We start from the raw sequence: 24,383 nt of genomic DNA, 5'->3' as shown, positions 1-24,383 counted from the left end.
TTGTATCTTGCAGCTCTACCTCTTCCTCAAATGATAATACGTCATCGTTGCCGATGCCAGCAGCGTCTCCTTATCATCATAAATCTTGCATTCGCACACCGAAAATGCATAACCATTCTGTATTTCCTGCGCCCGGGCGATGATTTTGGATGTGTTTTTTCCAGCTTTCAGATAATGGATCGTGCCATCCACGGTCGGGACTGCGTAGTCGCGCCCGGTCATCGCTGCGGTGCCACCCACGGTATCCGCCAGTGAATACAGGACGCCGCCGTGCACGATACCTAAGATATTCATATGCCACGGTTTCAATACAATCTCTCCAACTGCATAGCCCGGGCGTGCCTCGGTGATCTCCATCTCGATTTTCTTCCGGAAATCATTGGCTGCATCCGTCTCCTGTCCGCGCTTGTCCCAGACTTCTGAGAATGAGCCGGACGGCTTTTTCTTTTCTTCCTTCTTTTCCATTTCATGTATCTCCTTGTATATATGATTTACTCTCTTTTTTATCTCTCTGCAGGTCATCTATTGTTTTCTTCTATTTTTTCTATCACTTTTCTCTCTGATATAATCTGTTTGCCTGAATCAGCCCATCCTTTTTCCTCGCCTCAAACGCTTTTTCTCATATTTTTCCAAAGATGGACTCATACTTTCTCCCATCCTCTCATACAATCTTATCAGATTGCAAAAATGTTATTGTTCACGCATACGTGCCCACTAACAGAATTTGCCGTGGCTTCGCATTTAAATACTATCGCACAGGAGGGATCTGTCTTGAAACGAAGTTCTGTTATCATTGCACTGGAAATCTGCGCCATTGCGGCGCTCTTTGTCAGCTGGTCCTTCCAGCGCCCGAACAGCCGTCAGGTCACGACCGGGAATGCGTCGGAACATTTCATCCGCTGGGTGGATTTCGATGTGACCGCCGATGCCATGACACAGGCATTCCGCTACGATGTCGATACCTGCCAGCAGGAGATCCACCTGAACTGGGTCGATCTGCTTGCCTATCTGGGGGCGCGCTATGGGGGCGATTTTTCACATTATCAAGCACCCGACATGGCGAAAGCCGCCGAACAGCTCCAAAATGGCGTTACGGTGGAAAAACTGACGAAAAATATGACCTCTTTTGCGTATTACCGTGAGGCTTACGGCGCGGTCTTGGATGGGATGGTCGGGCTGTATGAAATTGAGATTCCGAAATCGGAAGCACCGGCTTTTGCGCTGGCGGACGCGCAGATACAGGAGGGGGATCCTGGTGCCAATCCCTCCTACGCAACGATAACAACACCTGGTGCAGACACGATCAAATCATCCGCCCAACCTTCACCAGAAGCCTCAATCTCATCCAACACACAAAGTGCGCCCGACTCTTCTATCCAAGCTCAGACTCAACCTACCACCACCGATTCTAACCAACAGCCAAACTCCGCTCCGTCTCTCTCCGATCCCGACGCCGTCCCCCTGACTCCCTCCGGTGAGGAAAAAGTCTGGGTTACCAAATATGGTCTGAAAGCTTTTCTCCCACTGGCGAAAAACTTTCCCTACAGCCACTATGACGATTTCGGTGTCTCCCGCAGCTACGGTTACCGAAGACGGCACCTCGGGCATGACATGATGGGGCAGACGGGAACGCCTGTGATTGCCGTGGAATCCGGTCGCGTCGAAGCGCTCGGCTGGAACCAGTACGGCGGCTGGCGCATCGGCATCCGCAGCTTTGACGGGAAACGATACTACTATTATGCACATTTACGCAAAGACTACCCCTACCAGTCAAACCTGAAAGAGGGCAGTCTCGTCACCGCCGGGGACGTGATCGGTTATCTCGGGCACACCGGCTACAGCAGCACTGAAAACACCAACAACATCGCTGAACCGCACCTGCATTTCGGATTGCAGCTCATTTTTGACGAATCCCAGAAAGAAGGAAACAACGAAATCTGGATTGACTGCTATGAACTGATCCGTTTTCTGGCGATGAACCGCTCCGAGACCGTCAAAAAAGATGGCACTAAGGAGTGGACGCGTGTTTATGAAATGAAAGACCCCAGTCTTGAGCAATTTTCCACCCAATGACAAAAACAGCCGAAAAAGGTGCGCCAAAACCACACTTTCTCCGGCTGTTTTCAGCAGAACTACCTTATACGATATAATCCGCTATTTTTATGTTCACTTATTATTTGATCACGCGCACGCGCATCATACCCTGAATAGCTTTCAGCTTCTCAATCGTCGCCGCGTCTGCCTTGGTCTCCAGATCAACCAGCGTATAAGCGTATTTATCACGGCTCTTGTTCGTCATGTTTGCGATGTTCATGTCAGTCGATGCCAGGATCGAGGAAATCTGTCCGATCATGTTCGGCACGTTCTTATGAAGAAGTGCAAGACGACCTACGGTTGTGCACACGCCCATATCGCAATTCGGAAAGTTGACGGAATTCTTGATATTACCATTGTCCAGGTAATCCATCAGCTCTTTGACTGCCATCACGGCACAGTTATCCTCGGATTCTTCTGTGGATGCGCCCAGATGTGGGGTTGCGATGACGTTCGGCATCTGCATTACTTTTGCATTCGGGAAATCGGTGATATAGCGTTTTACACGACCGGAAGCCAGCGCCTCTGCCATATCGTCGTCATTTACCAGAAGGTCACGCGCAAAGTTTAAGATAACCACACCGTCCTTCATCTGTCCCAGGCTGTCTTTGTTGATCATCTGGCGGGTGCTGTCAAGCAGCGGTACATGAACGGTGATGTAATCGCATTCCTGATAGATCGTATCAACCGATGTGATGTGCTTTACGTCTCTGGAAAGCATCCACGCTGCTTTGACAGAAATAAACGGGTCATAGCCGTATACTTCCATGCCGAGCGCTGCAGCTGCGTTTGCAACCTCTGCGCCGATGGCGCCCAGTCCGATAACACCAAGCTTTTTGCCGCGGATCTCATGACCGGCAAATTTCTTTTTCGCCTTCTCCATATCTTTGGAGATATTTTCATTGTCCTTCTGCTCCTTGCACCAGTCGATGCCGCCGACTACGTCTCTGGCTCCCAGCAGCATGCCAGCCAGCACCAGCTCTTTGACACCGTTTGCATTGGCGCCCGGTGTATTGAATACGACAACACCAGCCTCCGCACACTTGTCAAGCGGAATGTTGTTGACGCCCGCTCCGGCACGTGCAACAGCACGCAGTCCCTTCGGAAGTTCCAGATCATGCATGGCAGCACTGCGGACCAGAATGCCCTCTGCCTCCGCCAGGTTGTCAGTCATCTCATAATTTTCGGTCAGTAAACCGGTTCCCAGCTTGGAAATCGGGTTCAGGCAATGGATTTTTCTCATTTTTTAACTCTCTTTTCTTTCAAAATTTCAAATCTTCCCATACGCGGGCTGTTTTTGTTTTAAAAAGTCCACTGCTGCAGCAGAAAGGAACGGATTCCCCCTCCCTTTCGCCGCAGCAATGGCATAAATTTTAAAATTGATTAATTTGTATGTTTTTTCTCAAATTCGCGCATGAAAGCAACTAATTTCTCAACGCCCTCGATCGGCATTGCATTGTAGATGCTGGCACGCATACCGCCGACGGTACGGTGACCTTTTAAGTTCACAAAACCTGCCTCTTTGGCTTCCTTGACAAACAGGGCATCCAGATCTGCATCGCCGGTGACGAACGGTACGTTCATCAGGGAACGGTCTTTTTTCTCAACGGTTCCCTTGAAGAGCTTGCTCTCATCGAGGAAATCGTAAAGAATCTTCGCCTTCTTCTCGTTGCGCTCCTTCATGGCACTTAAACCGCCCATTTTCTTGAGCCATTTAAATACCTTGCCGCACATATAGATGGTGTATGTAGGCGGTGTGTTGTACAGAGAGTCATTGTCTGCGTATGTTTTGTAGCGCAGCATGGTTGGTGTTCCCGGAAGAACATCCTCAGTGATCAGATCCTCGCGGATGATGACGATCGCCATACCAGCCGGACCTACGTTCTTCTGGACACCGCCCCAGAGAATACCAAACTTACTCACATCCAGCGGCTCTGACAGGAAACAGGAGGAGATGTCTGCTACCAGTGTCTTGCCCTTGGTGTTCGGAAGCTCGTGGTATACGGTTCCGTAAATAGTGTTATTTAAGCAGATATACACGTAATCTGCGTCCTCATCCACTGGAAGGTCCGAACAATCCGGGATGTAGGAAAAGGTCTTGTCAGCGCTGGATGCAATCGCGTTGGCGGTACCAAACATCTTTGCCTCCTGATATGCTTTCTTTGCCCACTGTCCGGTGATGATGTAATCCCCCACCTTATTTTTGAACAGGTTCATCGGAACCATGGCGAACTGCATATTGCCGCCGCCCTGTACGAATAATACTTTGTAATTGTCCGGAATCTGCATCAATTCGCGCAGATCCTTCTCTGCATCATCAATGATGGCCTGGAAATCCTTGGAGCGGTGGCTCATCTCCATGACGGACATGCCGCTGCCCTGGTAATCCAGCATCTCTGCCGCTGCCTCTCTCAGTACCTCCTCCGGAAGTACTGCCGGACCTGCCGAAAAGTTATAGACTCTGCTCATAATAAATCTCCTCCTGTCTTACACAAAAATGTGATAATTGCCCCCATTTTACAACTATTCGATGCGTAAGTCAATCTCATCAAACGCTTCCTCGATCGGTTTTCCAGCCGGAACCATCGGGAATACCTTGTCATCGCTGCCGATCTGGCACTCGATCATAACCGGGATATTTAAGCTGATCGCCTCGCGCAGCACCGGCTCCACATCCTCTTTCTTCGTGATACGGTATGCTTTCGCGCCCATGCCCTCTGCCACCTTGACGAAATCCATCTGATCGTAAAGCTCCGTCTGGGAATAGCGTTTTCCATAGAACAGGGTCTGCCACTGGCGCACCATACCCAGAACATGGTTGTTAAATACAACCTCGATAACCGGAATGTTGTAGCGGGTTGCCGTCGCAATCTCGTTCATGTTCATACGGAAACAGCCGTCTCCGGCAATATTGATAACCGTCTTATCCTTGCAGCCCATCTTCGCACCAATCGCTGCGCCCAGACCGTAGCCCATCGTGCCCAGACCGCCGGAGGTCAGAAGCTGTCTCGGACGTTTGTATTTATAATACTGTGCCGCCCACATCTGATGCTGTCCGACATCGGTACAGATGAGCGCATCGCCGCCGGTTACCTTGTAGATCTCTTCCATGATATACGGACCGGTCAGAACTTCCTTGTTGTAGCGGAGCGGGTACATATCTTTCAGACGCTCAATGTGGCTCAGCCACTCGTCATGGTTCATCGGATCCAGACGCGCGTTTAGCTTACGCAGAATAATCTTGACATCACCAATAATGCTCGCATCGGTCTGGATATTTTTGTTGATCTCCGCCGGATCGATATCTATGTGTAAAATCTTTGCATTGGTTGCAAAATGGTTCGGATCGCCCACAACACGGTCACTGAAACGCGCGCCTACAACGATCAGCAGATCGCACTCTGCCACACCGAGGTTGGATGTCTTGGTTCCGTGCATACCGATCATACCGGTATAAAGGACATCGGTTCCGTCAAATGCACCTTTACCCATCAGGCTGTCTCCCACCGGCGCCTGAATTTTATGTGCAAATGCACTTAATTCATTGGCAGCATCCGATGCCACTGCACCGCCGCCGACGAAAATAAACGGTTTTCTCGCTGCCTTGATCATCTCGATCGCCTTTTCCATGTCTTCCTCACGGATCAGCTCTGTCTCGCGCTCGATCGGCTGCGGTTCCTTCGGCTCGTACTCGCAGGCCGCTGCCGTCACATCCTTGGTGATATCCACCAGAACCGGACCCGGACGGCCACTCTTAGCAATCACGAACGCACGACGGATCACATCTGCCAGCTTCGTGACATCCTTTACGATAAAATTATATTTCGTGATCGGCATGGTAACACCCAGAATGTCGATCTCCTGGAAGCTGTCTTTTCCAAGAAGCCCTGTCGTTACATTACAGGTGATGGCTACCATCGGAATGGAATCCAGGTTAGCTGTTGCAATACCCGTAACCAGGTTTGTAGCTCCCGGACCGGATGTCGCCATACACACACCGACCTTACCGGTTGCTCTCGCGTAGCCGTCTGCCGCGTGGGACGCTCCCTGTTCATGAGAGGTCAAAATATGGGTGATTTCATCCTTGTGTTTATAAAGTGCATCATAAATGTTGAGGATCGCGCCGCCCGGATAACCGAACACCGTGTCTACCCCCTGCTCTTTCAAGCATTCAATGACAATCTCTGCTCCTGTCAATGTCTTCATCTGTCTAACCTGCTTTCCTTCCTTAAACCATTTTAAATGCATATACTCCCGGGCTTTCATCAACCGCAAAAGCGGGGCTGAAAAACTCCGAGAGTACATATCCCCGCAAAGCTTCCGAAAGCGTCTGTCGCGCTGTCAAGTTCTCCGTAGGGGCAGCCTGATAAATCGTCCCATCCACTGCCTTTTGGCACAAGCAGTACTTTCCGTCTCAAAAGCACCTGTCTGAAGCCCGCAATGATTACTTCTGTGTCTTCGGAACCTCCAGGATTGCGCCCCGGTTTCCGCTCGTTACAAGCGCTGCGTAACGTGCCAGGTATCCGGTCGTAACCTTCGGTTCTCTCGGCTGCCATTTCTTTCTTCTCTCTGCCAGCTCCTCGTCGGATACGAGTACGTTCAGGGAGTTATTATTGATATCGATGGAAATAATATCGCCTTCCTCAACCAGCGCGATCGGTCCGCCGACTGCCGCCTCCGGAGAAACGTGTCCGATGGATGCACCTCTGGATGCGCCGGAGAAACGTCCGTCTGTAATCAGAGCTACGCTGGAACCAAGTCCCATACCTGCGATGGCAGAAGTCGGGTTCAGCATCTCACGCATGCCCGGACCACCCTTCGGTCCCTCGTAACGGATGACAACAACATCGCCAGCCACGATCTTGCCGCCCTTGATCGCTGCAATCGCGTCTTCCTCACAGTCAAATACACGCGCTGGTCCCTGATGTACCAGCATCTCCGGTGCAACGGCAGAACGTTTTACAACGCCTGTATCCGGTGCCAGGTTTCCTTTCAGGATCGCAATACCGCCAGTCTGGCTGTACGGATTGTCGATCGGTCGGATAACCTCCGGATTCTTGTTGACACAGCCCTTGATATTCTCGCCAACGGTCTTGCCGGTTACGGTCATGCAGTCCAGATTCAGAAGGTTCTTCTTGGACAGCTCATTCATAACCGCATACACGCCGCCTGCCTCGTTCAGATCCTCCATATAGGTCGGACCTGCCGGTGCCAGATGGCACAGGTTCGGGGTGCGCTTGCTCATCTCATTGACCAGCTCCATGTTCAGGTCTACGCCTGCCTCATGTGCAATCGCCGGAAGATGCAGCATACTGTTGGTAGAACATCCGAGTGCCATATCCACGGTCAGTGCATTTAAAAATGCCTTTTCTGTCATAATATCTCTCGGACGGATGTTTTTCTCATACATCTCCATAACCTTCATACCAGCGTGTTTTGCCAGTTTGATTCGCTCGGAGTAAACTGCCGGGATCGTACCGTTGCCCTGAAGGCCCATGCCGAGTACCTCTGTTAAGCAGTTCATGCTGTTGGCGGTGTACATACCGGAACAGGAACCGCAGGTCGGGCAGACCTTACATTCGAATTCTTTCACATCTTCTTCCGTCATGGTGCCTGCTGCGTAGGAACCAACTGCCTCGAACATGCTGGAAAGACTTCTCTTCTGTCCCTTTACATGACCGGCTAACATCGGACCGCCGCTGACAAATACAGTCGGTACATTGACGCGGGCTGCTGCCATCAGAAGTCCCGGTACGTTTTTATCACAGTTTGGAACCATAACCAGCGCATCGAACTGATGTGCCAGCGCCATACATTCGGTGGAATCTGCGATCAGATCACGGGTAACCAGAGAATATTTCATGCCGACATGTCCCATAGCGATACCATCACAGACTGCGATCGCCGGAAATACAACCGGTGTGCCGCCAGCCATCGCTACACCCAGCTTCACGGCATTTACAATCTTGTCCAGGTTCATGTGTCCCGGAACAATCTCATTATAAGAACTTACGATACCGACGAGAGGTTTGTTCATCTCCTCTTCCGTCATACCGAGTGCATTAAACAAAGAACGGTGAGGTGCCTGCTGCATCCCTTTTCTTACTGCATCACTTTTCATCTTTTCGTCTCCTTCTATCTCTTTCGACGACCTCCGCCCCTGGTGACAGGGGCGGTTTTTACGTTTATCTTTGATTTTATCGCATTTATGAAATTTTTGCAATCTTTCTATTTAATTCTCTCACAGATCAGCCTGCCCATCTCAACGGTTCCAACCTGCTTGCAGCCATCCGCCATGATATCCACGGTACGGTAGCCCTCGGTCAGTACCTGCTGTACGGCATCCTCGATGGCTTTTGCTTCCTTATCCAGATCGAAGGAATAGCGGAGCATCATCGCTGCGGAAAGAATAGTTGCGATCGGGTTTGCGATGTCCTTGCCCGCGATGTCCGGTGCGGAACCGTGGCTCGGCTCGTAGAGACCAAATTTGCCCTCGTTTAAGCTGGCCGAAGACAGCATACCGATGGAGCCGGTAATCATGCTTGCCTCGTCAGAAAGGATATCGCCAAACATGTTCTCAGTCAGGATCACGTCGAACTGTCCCGGATTCATGACAAGCTGCATCGCGCAGTTATCAACCAGCATATGGGTCAGGGTAACTTCCGGATAATCTTTAGCAACTTCCTCGACTACCTTTCTCCACAGGCGGGAGGAATCCAGTACGTTTGCCTTATCGACGCTAATAACGCTCTTGCGGCGCTTCATCGCGATATCGAATGCCTTGATTGCGATCCGGCGGATCTCATTTTCATTGTAGGTCAGGGTATCTACCGCGGTCGTCACGCCATCAATCTCCTTCGTGTAACGGTCACCGAAGTACAGACCGCCGGTCAGCTCACGCATGATAACCATATCGAAGCCGTCGCCGATGATCTCTTTCTTTAACGGGCAGGCATCTGCCAGCTCTTTGTAGAGGTATGCCGGGCGGATATTCGCGAACAGTCCCAGACCTTTACGGATGGCAAGAAGACCGGCCTCCGGACGCAGGTTCGGAGCTACATCGTACCAGCGGGAATTTCCCACGTTGCCGCCGACTGCACCGAGCAGGACGGAATCACTCTTTTTCGCGGTCTCCAGTGCCTCATCGGTCAGCGGTACGCCGTACTCGTCGATGGAACAGCCGCCCATCAGGATTTTTGTATAATTAAATGTATGACCGTAGACGGCGCCCACCTTGTCCAGCACGCCGCATGCCTCTCTCACAATCTCCGGTCCGATTCCGTCGCCCGGAATCACAGTAATATTGCAATTCATAATAAAATACCTCCCTTGTTTCAAACGGTTACTTTTTATCATATCGGATTCCGTCCTATTTTGCAATCTTCTGACGAAGGAAAACCGGTATTCCCCATATAGTAATTTGGAATTTATTCTATAACCTGGGGTTATCTGTAAAATAAAAAAGAATGTGCCTTGGCACATTCTCGCGCCGAGCGCGGTCGCTTGCGACATGTTTCTGCTTCGCGCGAGTGCGCATCATTGGCACGTTAGTGCCTTTTTGTGTAATAGGGAATTCCAAGGAATTTCCTGTTACACAAAAAAAGGACCGCCGCCCCCATCGGGAGCTGCGATCCTCTCACTTTCTTACCGTTCTTCTTAGACTTCCGGTTTCTCAACCTGAACGATTGCATCCTTACGCATCGGGATGCGGCAGTTCTTGTTGCTTCCGAACTCTACGATTACAGTATCATCGGTCATATCGATAATCACGCCGTAGAAGCCGCTGGATGTCAGAACGCTGTCGCCTACTGCTACGGTTGCCATCAGTTCTGCCTGTTTTTTCTTTTCCTTGGACTGTGGACGGATTGCCATAAAATAGAAGATGGCAATGATAAATACAAGGTAAACGATCATTCCGCTTGTGCTGCTCATGTGGTATATTTCCTCCTTTAGTTCGATTCACCCATCATGCCTGCAAGTTTCTTTGCTTTATACTCAGCATAACAGTGATGTTCGATCGCGTCGCGAATCTCTTCCATCATTTTATTATAAAAATACAAATTATGCAAGACGCATAATCTCATCCCCAGCATTTCCTTCGCCTTAAACAGGTGGCGGATATATGCGCGGGAGTAAGAACGGCATGCCGGGCAGCCGCAGCCTTCCTCGATTGGGCGCGGATCCAGCTCATATTTGCTGTTCAGGAGATTTAATTTGCCATGGTTCGTGTATACATGGCTGTGGCGTCCATTCCGGGACGGGTACACACAGTCAAAGAAATCGACGCCCCGGTCTACCGCTTCCAGGATGTTTGCCGGTGTTCCAACGCCCATAAGATAAGTCGGCTTGTCCTCCGGCAGGTGCGGAACGACTGCATCCAGAATCCGATACATTTCCTCATGGCTCTCGCCAACTGCCAGACCTCCGACCGCATAGCCATCGAGGTTCATTTTGCTGATTTCCTTCGCGTGTTCGATACGGATATCCTCGTAAATCGCACCCTGATTGATACCAAACAGGAGCTGTTCCCGGTTGACCGTATCCGGCAGTGCATTGAGGCGTGCCATCTCATCCTTGCAGCGCGCCAGCCAGCGCGTCGTGCGCTCCACTGATTTCTGTACATAGTCCCGATCGGCAAGACTCGGCGGGCACTCATCAAATGCCATCGCGATCGTCGAACCTAAGTTGGACTGAATCTGCATACTTTCCTCCGGTCCCATGAAAATCTTGTGACCATCGATGTGGGAGTTAAAATAAACGCCCTCTTCTTTAATCTTCCGCAGTCCCGCCAGGGAAAACACCTGAAATCCGCCGGAATCCGTGAGGATCGGGCGATCCCAGTTCATAAATTTGTGCAGACCGCCAAACTGTCGGATCAGCTTGTCGCCGGTACGGACATGGAGGTGGTAGGTATTGGAAAGTTCCACCTGCGTGCCGATCGTGCGGAGATCATCGGTCGAAACCGCGCCCTTGATCGCCGCCACCGTGCCGACATTCATGAAAACAGGCGTCTGGATGGTTCCGTGGACCGTTTTCATTTCCGCGCGTTTTGCGCGGCCATCTTTGTATAAAATCTTGTATTCCATCTTTTTTCCTATACTTTTTACTTCTCTGCCTTTGCCTTCTTGCCAGCCGGTTTGGCATTCTTCTCCATGCGCTTTTTATTCAGCACATACCAGACAGAGCCGGACAGGCATACGGACGAATACGTACCGCAGATCAGACCTACCATCAGCGGAAGAGCAAACTCACGGATGGAAGATACACCCAGAATGTAAAGAATCAGGACCATGACGAAGGTCGTCAGCGTCGTGTTGATGCTTCGCGTCAGGGTCTGGCTGATACTGGTGTTGACGATCGTCTCAGCGGACTCTTTATTGCCCAGAAGCTTCATATTCTCACGGATACGGTCGAAGATAACGATCGTCGCGTTGATTGAATAACCGACAATCGTCAGCATGCAGGCGATGAACGTCGAACCAACCGACCAGCGCAGCATCGCATAGCAGGTCAGGACAACCAGTACATCGTGCATCAGGGCAAGAACCGCGCCTGCCGCGAACGTGATATTGCTGAAACGGAACCAGATGTAGATCAACATGCAGATCGTCGCAATCGTAACCGCCACAATCGCATCGCGCTTCATCTCCTGGCTGACCGCACCGGAGATACTGTCGGCTGTGATCTTCTCTTTATCCACACCAAACTGATCCGCCAGCGCCTGGTTTAACTCTTCGCGCTCGTCCATGTTCAGGGTACGTGTCTTGATGATAACCTCGTTGCTTCCGGCTACCTTCTGGGTCTGTGTGCCAGCTTCGCCGGTAATCTTTTCTACCACCGGAACCACCTGGGAGGAAATATCTTCCAGAGACATATCCTCGTTAAAGGTAACGTTTGTAGAAGTACCGCCTCTGAACTCCATGCTGTAGTTGAGCGGCACACCCATCGAAGACTGATTGTGAACCATGCTACCGACGCCTGCCAGAATGATCACGAGCGACAGAGCAAAGTAAAGCTTGCGGAATTTCAGGAACGGACGCGTCTTCATATCCTTGCGGCATCCGTAGAACTTCGCATCCTCAAAGCCCATCTCATAGAAGCAGTTCAGGGCAAATTTGGTTACAAACAGCGCCGTGAACATAGAAAGCACGATACCGATTGCCAGCGTCGCCGCAAAGCCCTTGACGGTACCGGAACCTCTCCAGAACAGAACCGCTGCCGCAATCAGGGTGGTTACGTTTCCGTCGATGATCGCGGAAAGTGCCTTGGCGAAACCTGCCTTGATCGCATTTTTAACAGAAGTTCCCAGACCGATCTCCTCTTTGATACGGGTGAAAATGATAACGTTCGCATCCACCGCCATACCAATCGACAGGATGATACCAGCCACGCCCGGAAGCGTCAGAGTCACCTCAAATGCAACTAACAGGATCAGGATCAGACCGACATACAGGCACAGAGCCAGAGATGCAGCCAGACCCGGAAGCAGATATACAGCAATCATAAATACAATGACAATGGCAAATCCGATCAGACCTGCCTTTAAGCTGGTGGAGATCGCCTCCTGGCCCAGCTTCGCACCAACTACGTTGGAACGCAGCTCTTCCAGCTCCAGGGACAGGGAACCGATACGGATCGTGGACGCAAGATTATTTGCCTCTTCATAATCCGCCATGCCGTCGATCTGGCACTGTCCGCCTGTGATCGCCTCACGGACGGTCGGAGCAGAAATAATCTGGTTATCATAAATGATATAAATTGGTTTTCCGACGCCATTCGTGGTCGCCTCAGCAAATGCCTGTTTACCTTCCTCGGTAAAGGTCAGAGAAACGACATACGCCTTGGAACCGGTCGCCTTATCCTCGGTCATGCCGGCTTTCGCGCTGGCAACCTGTTTACCATCAAGGATCTGATTTCCTTCAGAGTCCACGAAAATCAGGGAACCCGGTTTTCCTAACTCTTCCAGAATCGCGTTGGCATCCGATACACCCGGAATATCTACGTTGATACGGTTATTACCCTCCTGGTAAACCTCCGCCTCGGTACTGTAATTCTGTACACGCTGCTGGAGCTTGTAGATCGTATCCGCCATATCCTCGGAAGACGGATTTTCTTCTTTCGCCTGATAGGTAATGCTGACACCGCCAGCCAGGTCAAGACCCAGCTTGATCTGATTCATCGTCGAATAGCCGAAATAGCCGAATACGCCGATGGCAATCAGAAGGAGCAGCATCCCCAGGAAGCTTTTTCCTTTTTTGTTCTTCATTCCTCTCTCTCCTTGTTCTCTACTCGTCAGAGCCGTCTGCAAGAGCAGCTTTTATCATGATCGCGCACTCGATACGTTTTTTCTGCATCTCGCACCCGATATCATACGCATCCGTGATGGAACCGTGGAAGTTGTAGGAATTGGCCGCACAGCCGCCGCTGCAGTAAAATCTGGCAAAACAATCCCGGCATTTGTCCTTCGCATAAACATTGCAGAGCTTGAACTCATCGCGGACTGCCGTGTTGGTCACGCCCGTATCTACATTGCCGAGAAGGAAATCTTCATTTCCTACAAACTGATGGCACGGATAGAGGTCGCCCCACGGGGTAACTGCCAGATACTCAGTTCCTGAACCGCATCCGGACAGACGTTTTGCCACGCACGGTCCCTGTGTCAGATCGAGCATAAAGTGGAAGAACGTGAAGCCGCGTCCCTCTTTGTGTCTCTTGACATACTCTGCTGCCAGACGGTCATATTCCTCGAGAATCTGCGGAAGATCCGCCTCTTTGATCGCGTAGGGCTCTTCATCCGGTGCTACGACCGGCTCAACCGACATTTTCTTGAATCCAAGATCGGCAAAATGCAGAACATCTTTGCCAAAATCCAGGTTGTTGTGTGTGAAGGTACCACGCACGAAATAATCGCGGTCTCCGCGCTTTTCTGCAAATTTCTGGAACTTCGGCACGATCAGGTCGTAGCTTCCGGTTCCGTTGCGGAATGGGCGCATCTTGTCGTTGACCTCTTTTCGTCCATCCAGACTGAGCACGACGTTTGCCATCTCGCGGTTGCAGAATTCCATAATTTCATCGTTTAACAGAACGCCGTTGGTGGTCAGTGTGAAACGGAATTTCTTGTTGTGCGCCTCTTCCTGGGAACGTCCGTACTCGACTAACTGTTTAACCACCTGCCAGTTCATCAGCGGCTCACCGCCGAAGAAATCGACTTCCAGGTTCCGGCGGTTTCCAGAATTGGCAATCAGGAAATCCAGCGCTTTCTTGCCGACCTCAAAGGTCATCAGCGCTCTGCGTCCATGATACTCGCCCTCTTCTGCAAAGCAGTACTGACAGGCAAGGTTGCAGTCATGCGCGATATGCAGGCAGAGTGCCTTGACAACCGTCTGGCGCTTCTTGAAATCCATAACGAAGTTTTTGTAAATGTCAGCGGTAAAGAGTTCTTCCTGATCGATGAGCTCCTGAATGTCCTCAAACGCCTCTCCGATCTCTTCCTGGCTGTATTTCTCTTTTAATGCTGCCGCCGTCTCGTCTTTCAGGGACTGGGCAATCTGAAACGGCTTCTCGCTGTCCGGAATCCGCTCCGATAAAAAGGAAATCACATCGTACAGAAGCGGATCGACCGAATGGACGGAGCCACTGTTGACATCCAGTACGATATAATATCCATTATTTATATACTGATGAATCACTGTCTTTCTCCTTCTATAAGACATAGGCAGGCAGACAACCCGGAACATATGCAGTCCTCTCCTCGGACCGCGCTCCGTCTTGTCTGCCTCCCTGTGTCAACTCTGCGTTTTCTCAGACTCCAGCTCTCCCACTCATGAAAAGCTCTGATTTATCAGAAAACGCCTCATTTGTTTTGTACTGCCAATTAGCGGTTCTGGTTCTCGCAGCTCTGGTTACCTACAGTACAGGATGTCTTACATGCAGACTGGCAGGATGTCTGGCACTCGCCGCAGCCGCCTTTCTTCATGCTGTTCTTCAGTGTGCTTGCGCTCAGTGTCTTTACGTGTTTCATCTCTATGTCCTCCTTCATTTTTTTAGTATATAAAGTCCTACAGATTATATCATATGTTGCCCGCTTGTGCAAGCGTTTCAATTTAACGTGTTTCTCACAGATTCCGGCTTTTTGGGAACTGTTCACGGGTAGGCACTTTTGGAACCGAAAGTGCCGTAAGAAAACGTGGTGGCAGCAGGAATTTGCCGTATTGAGATGCGAAGCCACGGCAAATTCCGTTACTGGGCACGTATGCGTGAACAGTAACGCTTGTTTATAACAGTGTTTCATTCTGCAAGCATATTTGTCCTTCTTTGTTCATATGAATAAAAAAAGAATGCACACAGGTATTTTATCATGGAAAAATCAGCTATCCAGATTCTGCTCCGTTCTTCCCTCTTCTCCTACGCGGCAACCGCTGTCTTTCTGCTTCTGCTCGCGTTTGGGATGTACCGTTTTCAGTGGGGTGAAAAGGAAATCACGCTAGGAGTGCGCGGCATCTACATTCTCGCCTGCTTTCTGGCAGGACTCGTCGCCGGAAAGAAAGCAAAAAGGCGCCGGTTCCTCTGGGGATTCTGTGCCGGCGCCCTTTATTTTCTTATTTTTCTAGCCCTGTCTTTTGCGATCCGACAGTCCCTCAAGGAGACTGCCTCATCCCTGCTGCTTTCCTTCGCCCTCTGCGCCGGAAGCGGCACCATCGGCGGTATGTTTAGCTAACGCCGCCTCCGACGGGCTTAACAGGTACAAATGAATCTTATCGATCCGGTTCTTATCCACACATTCAACGACGAGGCGGACGTTTTCCACCACAACCTCTTCTTTTTCCTGTGGAAGATGGTTCAAAAGTCCGATCACCAGTCCGCCGATGGAATCATATTCGTCTGACTGGAGCTCCAAATTCAGGCGTTCATCCAGATCGTCGAGTTTGACCGAACCATCTACCATGTATTCCCGCGGGGCGATGCGCTGAATGGATTTTTCCTCATCTCCATCGTACTCGTCCCGGATATCTCCGACAATCTCCTCCAGCATATCTTCCAGCGTGATAAGACCGACCGTCGAACCGTACTCGTCGAGCACGATCACGATGCTGATCGCTGCTTTCCGCATCTCGCGCATCAGCTCAGCAACCTTCTTAAACTCATATGTATAGAGAGGTTTCCGCAGATATTTCCGGACAGAAAAGCCCTCTTCCCCGCCTTTTAAGAAAATATCCTTGATGTTCAGAACACCGATGACATTGTCCGTCGTCTCCTCATAGACCGGGTAACGCGTGTATTTCTCACTGCGGAATACCTCCATCAGCTCGTCATACGTCGCATCCACGTCCACAAACGTCATGTTGACCTTCGGAAGCATGACATCACGCGCCACGGCGTCCCCGAAATCAAACACATTGTTGATCATCTTCTTCTCTTCGGACTCGATGACGCCCTCTTCGTGGCTGACCTCCACGATCGTTCGCAGCTCATCCTCCGTGATGGACTCGCCCTTTGCCTTCACATCCACGCGAAGCAGCTTCAACACTAAAAATGATAGCTGGTTGACCACAAAAATGACCGGTGTCAGCACCGTCATGATATAATAAATGATTTTAGCGAACCGAAATGCAATCCGCTCAGCCTGTATCGTCGCAACCGTCTTCGGCGTGATCTCGCCGAAAATCAGGATTAAAAGCGTCAGAATGCCCGTCGCAATCCCTACGATCTTGTTGCCCCAGATGTGGGTGGCAAGAACCGTCGCAAGAGAAGACGCATACAGGTTTACCACATTGTTGCCGATCAGAATCGCACTCAGCATTTTGCTCGGATCCTCTATGATCTTCAATACATACTCTGCCTGCTTATCGCCATTCTCCGCCAGCGTCCGCACCCGGATCTTGTTGACCGTCGTCAGCGCCGTCTCCGTAGAAGAAAAGAAAGCCGACATCAAAAGCAGAAGTATCAAAATCAATAGCTGTATCCCATCACCAGAACTCAAAAAACTCAACTCCTATCTCCCCATGTAGGGGATTACTCTTTTTTAAGGTTGATTCTACCGTATTTCATAGGTTCTGTCAATAAAGACAGGCTTGCATTTCCATACTTCTGCCGTCTCCGGGAGTTTGACCGTTGAATAATAGAAAAATACCTTGCAGGCCGCATAGAACCTGCTTTTTTTTGTGTCAAAAAAATTCGGAGTCTTTTTATATTGCAAAAAGCTATATTAATAACGAGGGAAAAAGTACATCTGTTAATGTGCGTAAACTGGGAACACTTAAAGAACTCCTTATTAAACATGGACCTCATACTCTCTGCTCCACCATGCCTGATATCCCGTATTTTCGGTCACTATTTCCTTATCATTAAAGCATATTTCAGTCTCTGCCGGAATCTCAACAAAGCTTGGGCGTGACATATAAATCTTTATGTTATCCATTTGAAATATCATTTTAAGAACATTCGGACCACATTCTTCCATTGCACTTTATTTTACTTTACCCTATAATGTTTATAAAAACAATCCAATTCTTACAGTCATAAAAGATACAAACCAGCGTTACTGTTCACGGATAGGCACTTTTGGAACCGAAAGTGCCGTAAGGAAACGCGGTGGCAGCAGGAATATCATAAAGGAGATAAGCAAATGAATTTATCCCTCGGAATCGACATCGGCAGTTCCAGCACCAAGGCGGCGGCGCTGGATGAGCATGGCACTCTGCTTGGTACGCTTCAGGTTCACGCGGATGACCCGCGCACCTCGGCTTACGGTGTTCTCGGGCGTTTCCTGGATCAGCAGGGCGCTTCGTTTGACGATGTTGAAAAAATCGTCCTGACCGGGCTCGGTTCGACGTATTTCCATGAAAATATCTTCGGCATCCCGACCATCCATGCCCTGGAGCTGGATGCCATCGGACACGGCGGCCTATACCTGTCCGGGCTTGACGAAGCGCTGGTGGTCAGCCTTGGAACCGGCTCTGCCTTTATCCGCGCTTCCAGGACAAACGGCTTCCGTCATCTGGGCGGAAGCGGCGTCGGCGGTGGGACACTTGCCGGCATGGCGGAGCGCTTTCTCGGCGTCACCGACATTTTTGCCCTCTCAGAGATGGCGCTGCGCGGCAATAAGGCCATGGCAGATCTCCGCATCGCCGACGTGCAGGAGGAAGATGTCCCGGGACTTGCCGCCGACTTAACCGCTGCCAATTTTGGGCGAATCAAAAGCGGCGCCTCGGATGCTGACCTGGCTGCCGCTCTTTTCAATATGATTTATGAAAATGTGGGTGTGATGGCGTCCCTGACTCTCAGCCAGGACACCACCCGGAATGTCGTCCTGACCGGTTCTCTCGCCAGCCTTGCACCTGCTGCAAAGACCTTTGACATTTTCAATCAGATGCACGATGTCTTTGGAATCGACTATATCATTCCGCCTCATCCGTCTTTCGCCACGGCAGTCGGAGCGCTTTTATGTGAGCCTCTGCCGGAGAACTAAGATCACGGACGGCTCCCAGCAGATCGGAGGCTGCGATCAGGGCGCTTCCTGCGAAGATAAAAAAGTCTCCCAGATTAAAGACGACCTTTTCCAGGTATTTACACCGGATGCTGAAATAATCTACCACATAACCGCGTTTGAGGCGGTCATACAGGTTACTTAAACCACCCGCCGTGATGAGGGCAAAACCGATCCGATCGGCTTTTCTGCCTTCGTCCCGGCACAATAACCATGTCAGAATGCCCGCTGCCGCCGAGGTAAAGACAACCGGCACCATGCGGACCAGTTCTTTCTTTTCTTTTTTTACTCCAAAACAGAGACCGTCGTTGTGATTGCGGTACAGGCGGATCTTTCCATGGCTTTTTTCCATGTCGCGCGGAAAATCTTCCGGTTTCTGGGCTTCTATGTTTTCCTTGCAGAAATAATCGATGCCGAACAGGGCAGCTATCATATACAGGTATTTTTTCATAAGGCCACCTCCTCATATAAATGTCATTATCTAACTTATATTTATTATAACAAGTTTTTCCGACAGAGTATAGGGAAGCTTTCGTATTTTACCGCATATCTTATCTTAAATTCTAAAAAATCTCTATGGAAAACGCTATGAATTGCTCTTCTCTTCCAGACAACCAAACCGCCGATTTTATCGAACGTTTTTTTCCTTTTACCTATAACCAGATTTTGGAAAATGATTCCGGCTGCTATGATTTTGTCAATCATGAGTATGTGATCTGGCACCGGTCTCTGGCGGAGGCGCTGCCGCTCTCAGTCCAGCAGTATGGCTATGACTCGATCCCGAATCTTTATACCATATTAGATACATCCAGCCTGGACAGCGCAGGAATTTCCCGGACGGCAGAACAGCCCTTCCTGGGAAACAAGGGGCGCGGGACGCTGATTGGAATTGTGGATACGGGGATCGATTATACAAATCCCTTGTTACGCGATCCGGATGGAAGCACGCGCATCGCCGCCATCTGGGATCAGACGGTTCCGGGCACGGGGCTTAGCACGCCGGATCCGATCGATGCGCTGCACTACGGAAGTGTCTACCAGCGTTCCCACATCAACGAGGCGCTGCGCTCGGAAGATCCGCATTCCATCGTCCCCACCTCGGATCCTCTCCGCCACGGCACGCAGATGGCGCTGGTCGCCGCCGGTTCCGAAGATGCCGATGCTTTTTTCTCCGGGGCGGCGCCGGAATCGGAACTGGTCGTTGTACGCTTGAAACCAGCCAGAACCTATCTTCGCGATTTTTTTCTGATCCGCGAGGATGCCATCGCCTTTCAGGAGGACGACATCATGCTCGGAATCAAGTTTCTTCTTTATATTGCCAGGCAGGAGAAAAAGCCCCTTGTGATCCTGCTGGGTCTTGGCACCAATACCGGAAGCCACAGCGGCACTTCGCCGCTTGGTCTATATCTGAACAGCCTGTCGCGCGCCAGCGGGCAGATTCTGGTCGCCGCCGGAGGCAATGAAACCGGGCGCGGGCACCATTTTCGCAGTGTATTTCCTGCTTCCACCTCCTATGAGGATGTGGAACTGCGGGTCGGTCCCGGCGAACGGGGATTTACGCTGGAACTGTGGGCGCGTGAATCGGAGCTTTACAGTGTCGGATTTTTATCCCCCTCCGGCGACGAAACGGGACGCATCCGGCTCTCCGGCGACGAAGAACGCCGGATTCCCTTTCTTCTGGAAGGAACGACCATTCACCTCAACTATACCAGCTCCGAGCTGGCGACCGGAAGCGAACTGATCCTGATGCGCTTTGATGCCCCCGCCGCCGGAATCTGGAAAATCCGCGTCTACCATACGCTCTCGATTCAGGGTGAATATCATATGTGGCTGCCGGTGCACGGCTTTATCTCGGATGAAACCTTCTTTCTGCGCCCGGATCCGGACACAACCATCACCGATCCGGGCAATACAGCAGCCATCATCACCACCGCCGCCTACAGCCACCAGACGGGCGGGATCTATCTGCATTCCAGCCGCGGTTTTACCCGCACCAGAACTATCAAGCCCGACCTTGCCGCCCCCGGCGTCCGGCTCCCGCTTCCCGATTATCAGGAGGTAACCGGAACCTCATTTGCCGCCGCCATGACCGCCGGAGCCGCCGCGATCCTGCTCTCCTGGTCTGCCTATACGCCATCAGCCCCGCGGATCAACACCTCGATTGCCAAGGCATTTCTGATCCGCGGGGCTGACCGCCGAAATTCCATCGAATATCCCAGCCGGGAGTGGGGGTATGGGACGTTAAACCTATATAACTCTTTTTTATCCATGAGAAGTTAATTAACTTCTGCTGTTTTCTCTTCACACACAAATTGCTTTTCCGGATCCTTACATCGCTAACTTTCACCACATACATGACACCGTTCACCGATCATGTTCCTGAAAAGCTATTATCCCCGCATCTCTATCCGCGGACCGCCATTCTTCTCCAGATACGGGCGCGTAATCACAACGGATCCGATATTCGGATCTTTCGGGATCTCATACATGATATCCATCATAAAATCCTCTAAAATGGCACGCAGCGCACGGGCACCCGTATCTTTTTCCAGCGCCCGCTCGGCGATCCACTCCAGTGCATCGTCCTCAAACACCAGTTTGACCTCATCCAGCGCCAGCAGGCGCTCATACTGCTTGAGGATCGCATTTTTCGGTTCTTTCAGAATCCGCATCAGCAATTCCTTTGTCAGCCCCTGCAGGCTCACAAGCACCGGCAGACGTCCGAGAAACTCTGGAATCATGCCAAAATTCCGCAGATCTTCCGTTGTCACCTGGCTCAAAATATCCGGATCATTGTCAAATTCATCCTTCAAATGGGAGTTGAAGCCCATCGTGGAACGCTTTTTCAGGCGCTCCTTGATGATATCATCCAATCCCGGAAACGCGCCGCCACAGATAAACAGGATGTTGTTCGTATCCACAGTCGCCATCGGCGTGAGTGCATTCTTCTGGTTTGAGCCGACCGGCACCTCTACCTGGCTGCCTTCCAGAAGTTTTAAAAGCTCCTGCTGTACCGACTCACCGCTGACATCGCGGCTCATCGTATTTTTCTTTTTCGCAATTTTATCGATCTCATCGATGAAAATGATGCCTTGCTCAGCTTTCTCCACATCATTTCCAGCCGCTGCCAGAAGCTTGGAGACTACGCTTTCTATATCATCTCCGATATATCCAGCTTCCGTGAGCGCCGTCGCATCCGCGATCGCCAGCGGCACATCCAAAAGCTTCGCCAGCGTCTTGACCAGGTACGTTTTTCCGCTTCCGGTCGGTCCCAGCATCAGGATGTTGGATTTCTCAATCTCCGGCTCGCCGCCCTGCATCTGCATTCCCTGTGCCGCCGCGTTTTCCGCCTTTTCTTCCGTATTTTCATTTGCCCGAAGCTCGTCCTGCTGCCGGAGAATCACGCGCTTATAATGGTTGTAGACTGCCACTGAAACTGCCCGTTTCGCCCGCTCCTGCCCGATCACATACGTATCCAGCTGCGCCTTGATCTGGTGCGGTGCCGGAACATCCTTCATCGTCAGAAATTTCTCCGCGTCTTTTGCCTTGCTCTTTTTCTTGATCTTATTTTTCTCTGGAATCTCTGTATTCGGCATCTGCATGCCCGCAAAATCATTGAGATTCATGTTCATAAACGGCATATTTTGAAGCTTGGAAAAGTCCATGCCCGACTTGGAAATCGAGTCAAATGCTTTCTGCATACACTCATGGCAGAAATTCATCCCGCCCGGCATCGTGATCATCTCTCCCGCCTTGCTCTCCGGGCGGCGGCAGACGTAGCAGATTTTCTCGTAATCATCCGAATGATCTGTACTGGTTTTATTTGTATCTGTTTCGTTTATATTGGTTGTCGTATCTATATTCTGGTTATCACTCATATTTTTATATTTCCTCCAATCTGAAAGCACCTTTTCATTTTATCATAGCTTGCGAAAAACGTAAATCATAACAGCAGCCGTCATTTCATTTTAAAAATAAAAAAATTTCCTATGAAACAAAAAGACAGATGAATCACCGCCCTCTCTGATTACAAGAGGATCTACCGGCGGTTCACCTGCCTTCTTTTCTATATCTTCCTGATTTTATTCATTTCCGCTTCGCAACAGTTCCGTATCTTCACCGTTACGGGCAAATATCCATTCCAGCCCACTTCGCTGATGGGATATTTTCTATCTTCCCAGTTTTCTCTGCGGACTTGCCTGTGATTCACTCCGACTCTCGTTCTGGCTATCCTGGCTCTGCGGCATATCGCTCTTGGAGCCCAGTGTAATCTGTACGTTTCTCTCGACATATTTGCCATTTTCCAGACTCTGTACCGTCATGGTAACGGTGGAACCTGCCTTATAGTAAGTCAGCAGTTTCTTGAGATCATCACCATTCTTTACCTTCTCACCGTCAAACTTGGTGATAATATCACGCTCCCGCAGATCCGACTTGGATGCCGCGCCGCCCGCAACAATCTTGTATACATAGATACCTTCCGGCATGCCATACGCCTGCGCCATCTGGCTGTCGATATTCTGAAGCTGGATTCCCAGATATCCCTGCTCATTCTCATCGACAGCTACCTTCGTCGTCTTCGTCATCAGGTCGCTGATAATATCCTTTGCCTGTGAAATCGGGATCGCATAGCCGATGCCCTCAACACTGGTGTCCGAATACTTCGCCGCATTGATGCCGATAACTTCACCGTTCATATTTAAAAGTGCGCCGCCGCTGTTGCCTGGGTTGATCGCCGCATCGACCTGCAGAAGTGTCCGCTCTACGTCGTTGATGGTTAGCTTTTTATTTAAAGCGCTGACATAACCGACGGTAACCGACTGCCCCTGTCCCAGTGCGTTACCGATTGCCACAACACCCTGTCCCAGCTTCAGGGAATCAGAATCGCCCAGATCGGCTGCCTTAATCTGTTTTCTCGTTTCTTCCGGTATATCCGAAAGCTGTACGGCAATGACTGCCAGATCCGAATCGGAATCAGTACCTTTGACCGCTGCCTTAACGCTCTGGTTATCAATAAAGGTAACCGAAAGTTCCTCGGAATCTTCAACGACATGGTTATTGGTAATAATCAGAAGTTCCGTGTCATTCTGTCCGGCAATGATTCCTGAACCGCTGCTCGGCACCTCGTACTGCTGCTGACCAAACAGCCAGTTGTCCTGTGTATAAATCATCTTGTTGTTGATCGCTACAACGGACGGCATCGCTTTCTCTACAATCGAAGAAACATCGTTGCCAATGGAGGACTGCGTTTTAGTGCCCGCATCTGCCTGTGTCTCCTGGGAAACCTGACCGATCGTTTCCTGTGCGGTCTCACCCGAAAGAAGCCGGTTTGAAAGTGCATTCACACCGACCATGGTTCCGCCTGCCACACAGCCAAACAGAATGCCCGACATCACAAGTGCCGCAATTTTCTTACCAGTATTCTTAGAGCCATGTCCCCGGCCACTCCGTTCTTCCGGAATATAGCTGCGTTCCGGCTGCTTCTCTGCATTCTCTTTCGGATCTGCTCCGGCTGCTGCCTCCGGTTCTCCATCGAGACTGCCCCGGTAACGGGAATCATGATAACCACCATAATCGGAAGTTTCTTCTTTTTTAGCAGTATCGTTATTCTTTTCCTCATAAGCGCTGTCCGAATAAGCGCCCTCCGTATAATCTACATCCTGATCGTGTCTCTCATTTCTTTCATTCTCGTCATACATATATTCATACCTCCTGTTCTCAGGAATCACAGCCGCGTACTGTCCATTTTGCGAACCTTCCCGCAGCGGATTGTTCATACTCTTATATTCTGTCTCAGGCTTTC

The 24,383-nt window shown here is 50.5% G+C and carries 19 protein-coding genes; 4 read left to right on the top strand and 15 right to left on the bottom strand.

The window, feature by feature from the left end; translation table 11 throughout:
• Positions 1–15: 15 nt before the first annotated feature.
• Positions 16–465, bottom strand: a complete 450-nt coding sequence (locus PG862_RS07890) for a PaaI family thioesterase (RefSeq protein ID WP_182427970.1) — start codon at positions 463–465, stop codon at positions 16–18.
• Positions 466–771: 306 nt separating this feature from the next.
• On the opposite strand from PG862_RS07890, the gene PG862_RS07885 reads away from it, so the two are divergent.
• Positions 772–2,073 carry a peptidoglycan DD-metalloendopeptidase family protein gene (locus PG862_RS07885; RefSeq protein ID WP_333563199.1) on the top strand — a complete coding sequence of 434 codons (1,302 nt, stop codon included), beginning with the start codon at positions 772–774 and terminating at the stop codon, positions 2,071–2,073.
• Positions 2,074–2,173: 100 nt separating this feature from the next.
• Here the strand turns inward: PG862_RS07885 and PG862_RS07880 are convergent, their stop codons facing one another.
• The 10 genes from PG862_RS07880 to scfA all read right to left on the bottom strand — a co-directional run bounded on the left by PG862_RS07880 (position 2,174) and on the right by scfA (position 15,115).
• Positions 2,174–3,337 (bottom strand): phosphoglycerate dehydrogenase, encoded by a 1,164-nt coding sequence (locus tag PG862_RS07880; protein WP_022359875.1) that lies wholly within the window; start codon positions 3,335–3,337, stop codon positions 2,174–2,176.
• A gap of 140 nt (positions 3,338–3,477) precedes the next feature.
• On the bottom strand, positions 3,478–4,563 hold the full coding sequence (gene serC, locus PG862_RS07875) for a 3-phosphoserine/phosphohydroxythreonine transaminase (RefSeq protein WP_107001472.1): 1,086 nt from the start codon (positions 4,561–4,563) through the stop codon (positions 3,478–3,480).
• 54 nt (positions 4,564–4,617) lie between these two features.
• Complete coding sequence (ilvB, locus tag PG862_RS07870; RefSeq protein ID WP_118524737.1) at positions 4,618–6,300, bottom strand: biosynthetic-type acetolactate synthase large subunit; 1,683 nt, start codon at positions 6,298–6,300, stop codon at positions 4,618–4,620.
• A 238-nt stretch (positions 6,301–6,538) separates the two neighbouring features.
• The gene (ilvD, locus tag PG862_RS07865; RefSeq protein ID WP_107001470.1) at positions 6,539–8,215 is read right to left on the bottom strand and encodes a dihydroxy-acid dehydratase; all 1,677 of its coding nucleotides are present in this window, start codon (positions 8,213–8,215) and stop codon (positions 6,539–6,541) included.
• A 107-nt stretch (positions 8,216–8,322) separates the two neighbouring features.
• The gene (gene leuB / locus PG862_RS07860) at positions 8,323–9,408 is read right to left on the bottom strand and encodes a 3-isopropylmalate dehydrogenase (RefSeq protein WP_117796026.1); all 1,086 of its coding nucleotides are present in this window, start codon (positions 9,406–9,408) and stop codon (positions 8,323–8,325) included.
• Between the two features lie 342 nt (positions 9,409–9,750).
• Positions 9,751–10,026, bottom strand: a complete 276-nt coding sequence (gene yajC, locus PG862_RS07855; RefSeq protein WP_022359870.1) for a preprotein translocase subunit YajC — start codon at positions 10,024–10,026, stop codon at positions 9,751–9,753.
• A gap of 17 nt (positions 10,027–10,043) precedes the next feature.
• Positions 10,044–11,180, bottom strand: coding sequence for a tRNA guanosine(34) transglycosylase Tgt (gene tgt / locus PG862_RS07850; protein ID WP_022359869.1), 1,137 nt, complete (start codon positions 11,178–11,180; stop codon positions 10,044–10,046).
• A 17-nt stretch (positions 11,181–11,197) separates the two neighbouring features.
• Positions 11,198–13,360 (bottom strand): protein translocase subunit SecD, encoded by a 2,163-nt coding sequence (gene secD, locus PG862_RS07845; protein WP_117796027.1) that lies wholly within the window; start codon positions 13,358–13,360, stop codon positions 11,198–11,200.
• 19 nt (positions 13,361–13,379) lie between these two features.
• Positions 13,380–14,783 carry a thioether cross-link-forming SCIFF peptide maturase gene (gene scfB, locus PG862_RS07840; RefSeq protein WP_118684288.1) on the bottom strand — a complete coding sequence of 468 codons (1,404 nt, stop codon included), beginning with the start codon at positions 14,781–14,783 and terminating at the stop codon, positions 13,380–13,382.
• A gap of 185 nt (positions 14,784–14,968) precedes the next feature.
• On the bottom strand, positions 14,969–15,115 hold the full coding sequence (gene scfA, locus PG862_RS07835; RefSeq protein WP_022359867.1) for a six-cysteine ranthipeptide SCIFF: 147 nt from the start codon (positions 15,113–15,115) through the stop codon (positions 14,969–14,971).
• 336 nt (positions 15,116–15,451) lie between these two features.
• Between scfA and PG862_RS07830 the strand changes: the two genes are divergently transcribed.
• Positions 15,452–15,811 carry a TIGR04086 family membrane protein gene (locus PG862_RS07830; RefSeq protein WP_107001467.1) on the top strand — a complete coding sequence of 120 codons (360 nt, stop codon included), beginning with the start codon at positions 15,452–15,454 and terminating at the stop codon, positions 15,809–15,811.
• Here the strand turns inward: PG862_RS07830 and PG862_RS07825 are convergent.
• Positions 15,746–17,074, bottom strand: coding sequence for an HlyC/CorC family transporter (locus PG862_RS07825; RefSeq protein ID WP_107001466.1), 1,329 nt, complete (start codon positions 17,072–17,074; stop codon positions 15,746–15,748). The genes PG862_RS07830 and PG862_RS07825 overlap by 66 nt on opposite strands.
• Before the next feature lie 645 nt (positions 17,075–17,719).
• Between PG862_RS07825 and PG862_RS07820 the strand changes: the two genes are divergently transcribed.
• Complete coding sequence (locus PG862_RS07820; RefSeq protein ID WP_270707040.1) at positions 17,720–18,562, top strand: BadF/BadG/BcrA/BcrD ATPase family protein; 843 nt, start codon at positions 17,720–17,722, stop codon at positions 18,560–18,562.
• Here the strand turns inward: PG862_RS07820 and PG862_RS07815 are convergent.
• A complete protein-coding gene (locus tag PG862_RS07815) occupies positions 18,492–19,031 on the bottom strand; it encodes a signal peptidase II (RefSeq protein WP_270707039.1) in 540 nt (179 codons plus the stop codon). The genes PG862_RS07820 and PG862_RS07815 overlap by 71 nt on opposite strands.
• Before the next feature lie 137 nt (positions 19,032–19,168).
• On the opposite strand from PG862_RS07815, the gene PG862_RS07810 reads away from it, so the two are divergent.
• The gene (locus PG862_RS07810; RefSeq protein WP_107001462.1) at positions 19,169–20,860 is read left to right on the top strand and encodes a S8 family peptidase; all 1,692 of its coding nucleotides are present in this window, start codon (positions 19,169–19,171) and stop codon (positions 20,858–20,860) included.
• A 110-nt stretch (positions 20,861–20,970) separates the two neighbouring features.
• Here PG862_RS07810 and clpX read toward each other — a convergent pair whose 3' ends face one another.
• A complete protein-coding gene (gene clpX / locus PG862_RS07805; RefSeq protein ID WP_270707038.1) occupies positions 20,971–22,458 on the bottom strand; it encodes an ATP-dependent Clp protease ATP-binding subunit ClpX in 1,488 nt (495 codons plus the stop codon).
• A 291-nt stretch (positions 22,459–22,749) separates the two neighbouring features.
• Entirely contained in the window at positions 22,750–24,279 is a 1,530-nt protein-coding gene (locus tag PG862_RS07800; protein WP_270707036.1) for a S1C family serine protease, read from the bottom strand.
• Positions 24,280–24,383 lie beyond the last annotated feature (104 nt).

It is taken from the genome of Clostridium fessum, assembly GCF_027698965.1.
GTDB lineage: Bacteria > Bacillota > Clostridia > Lachnospirales > Lachnospiraceae > Otoolea > Otoolea fessa.
This window is presented reverse-complemented; position numbering and strand designations above follow the sequence as displayed.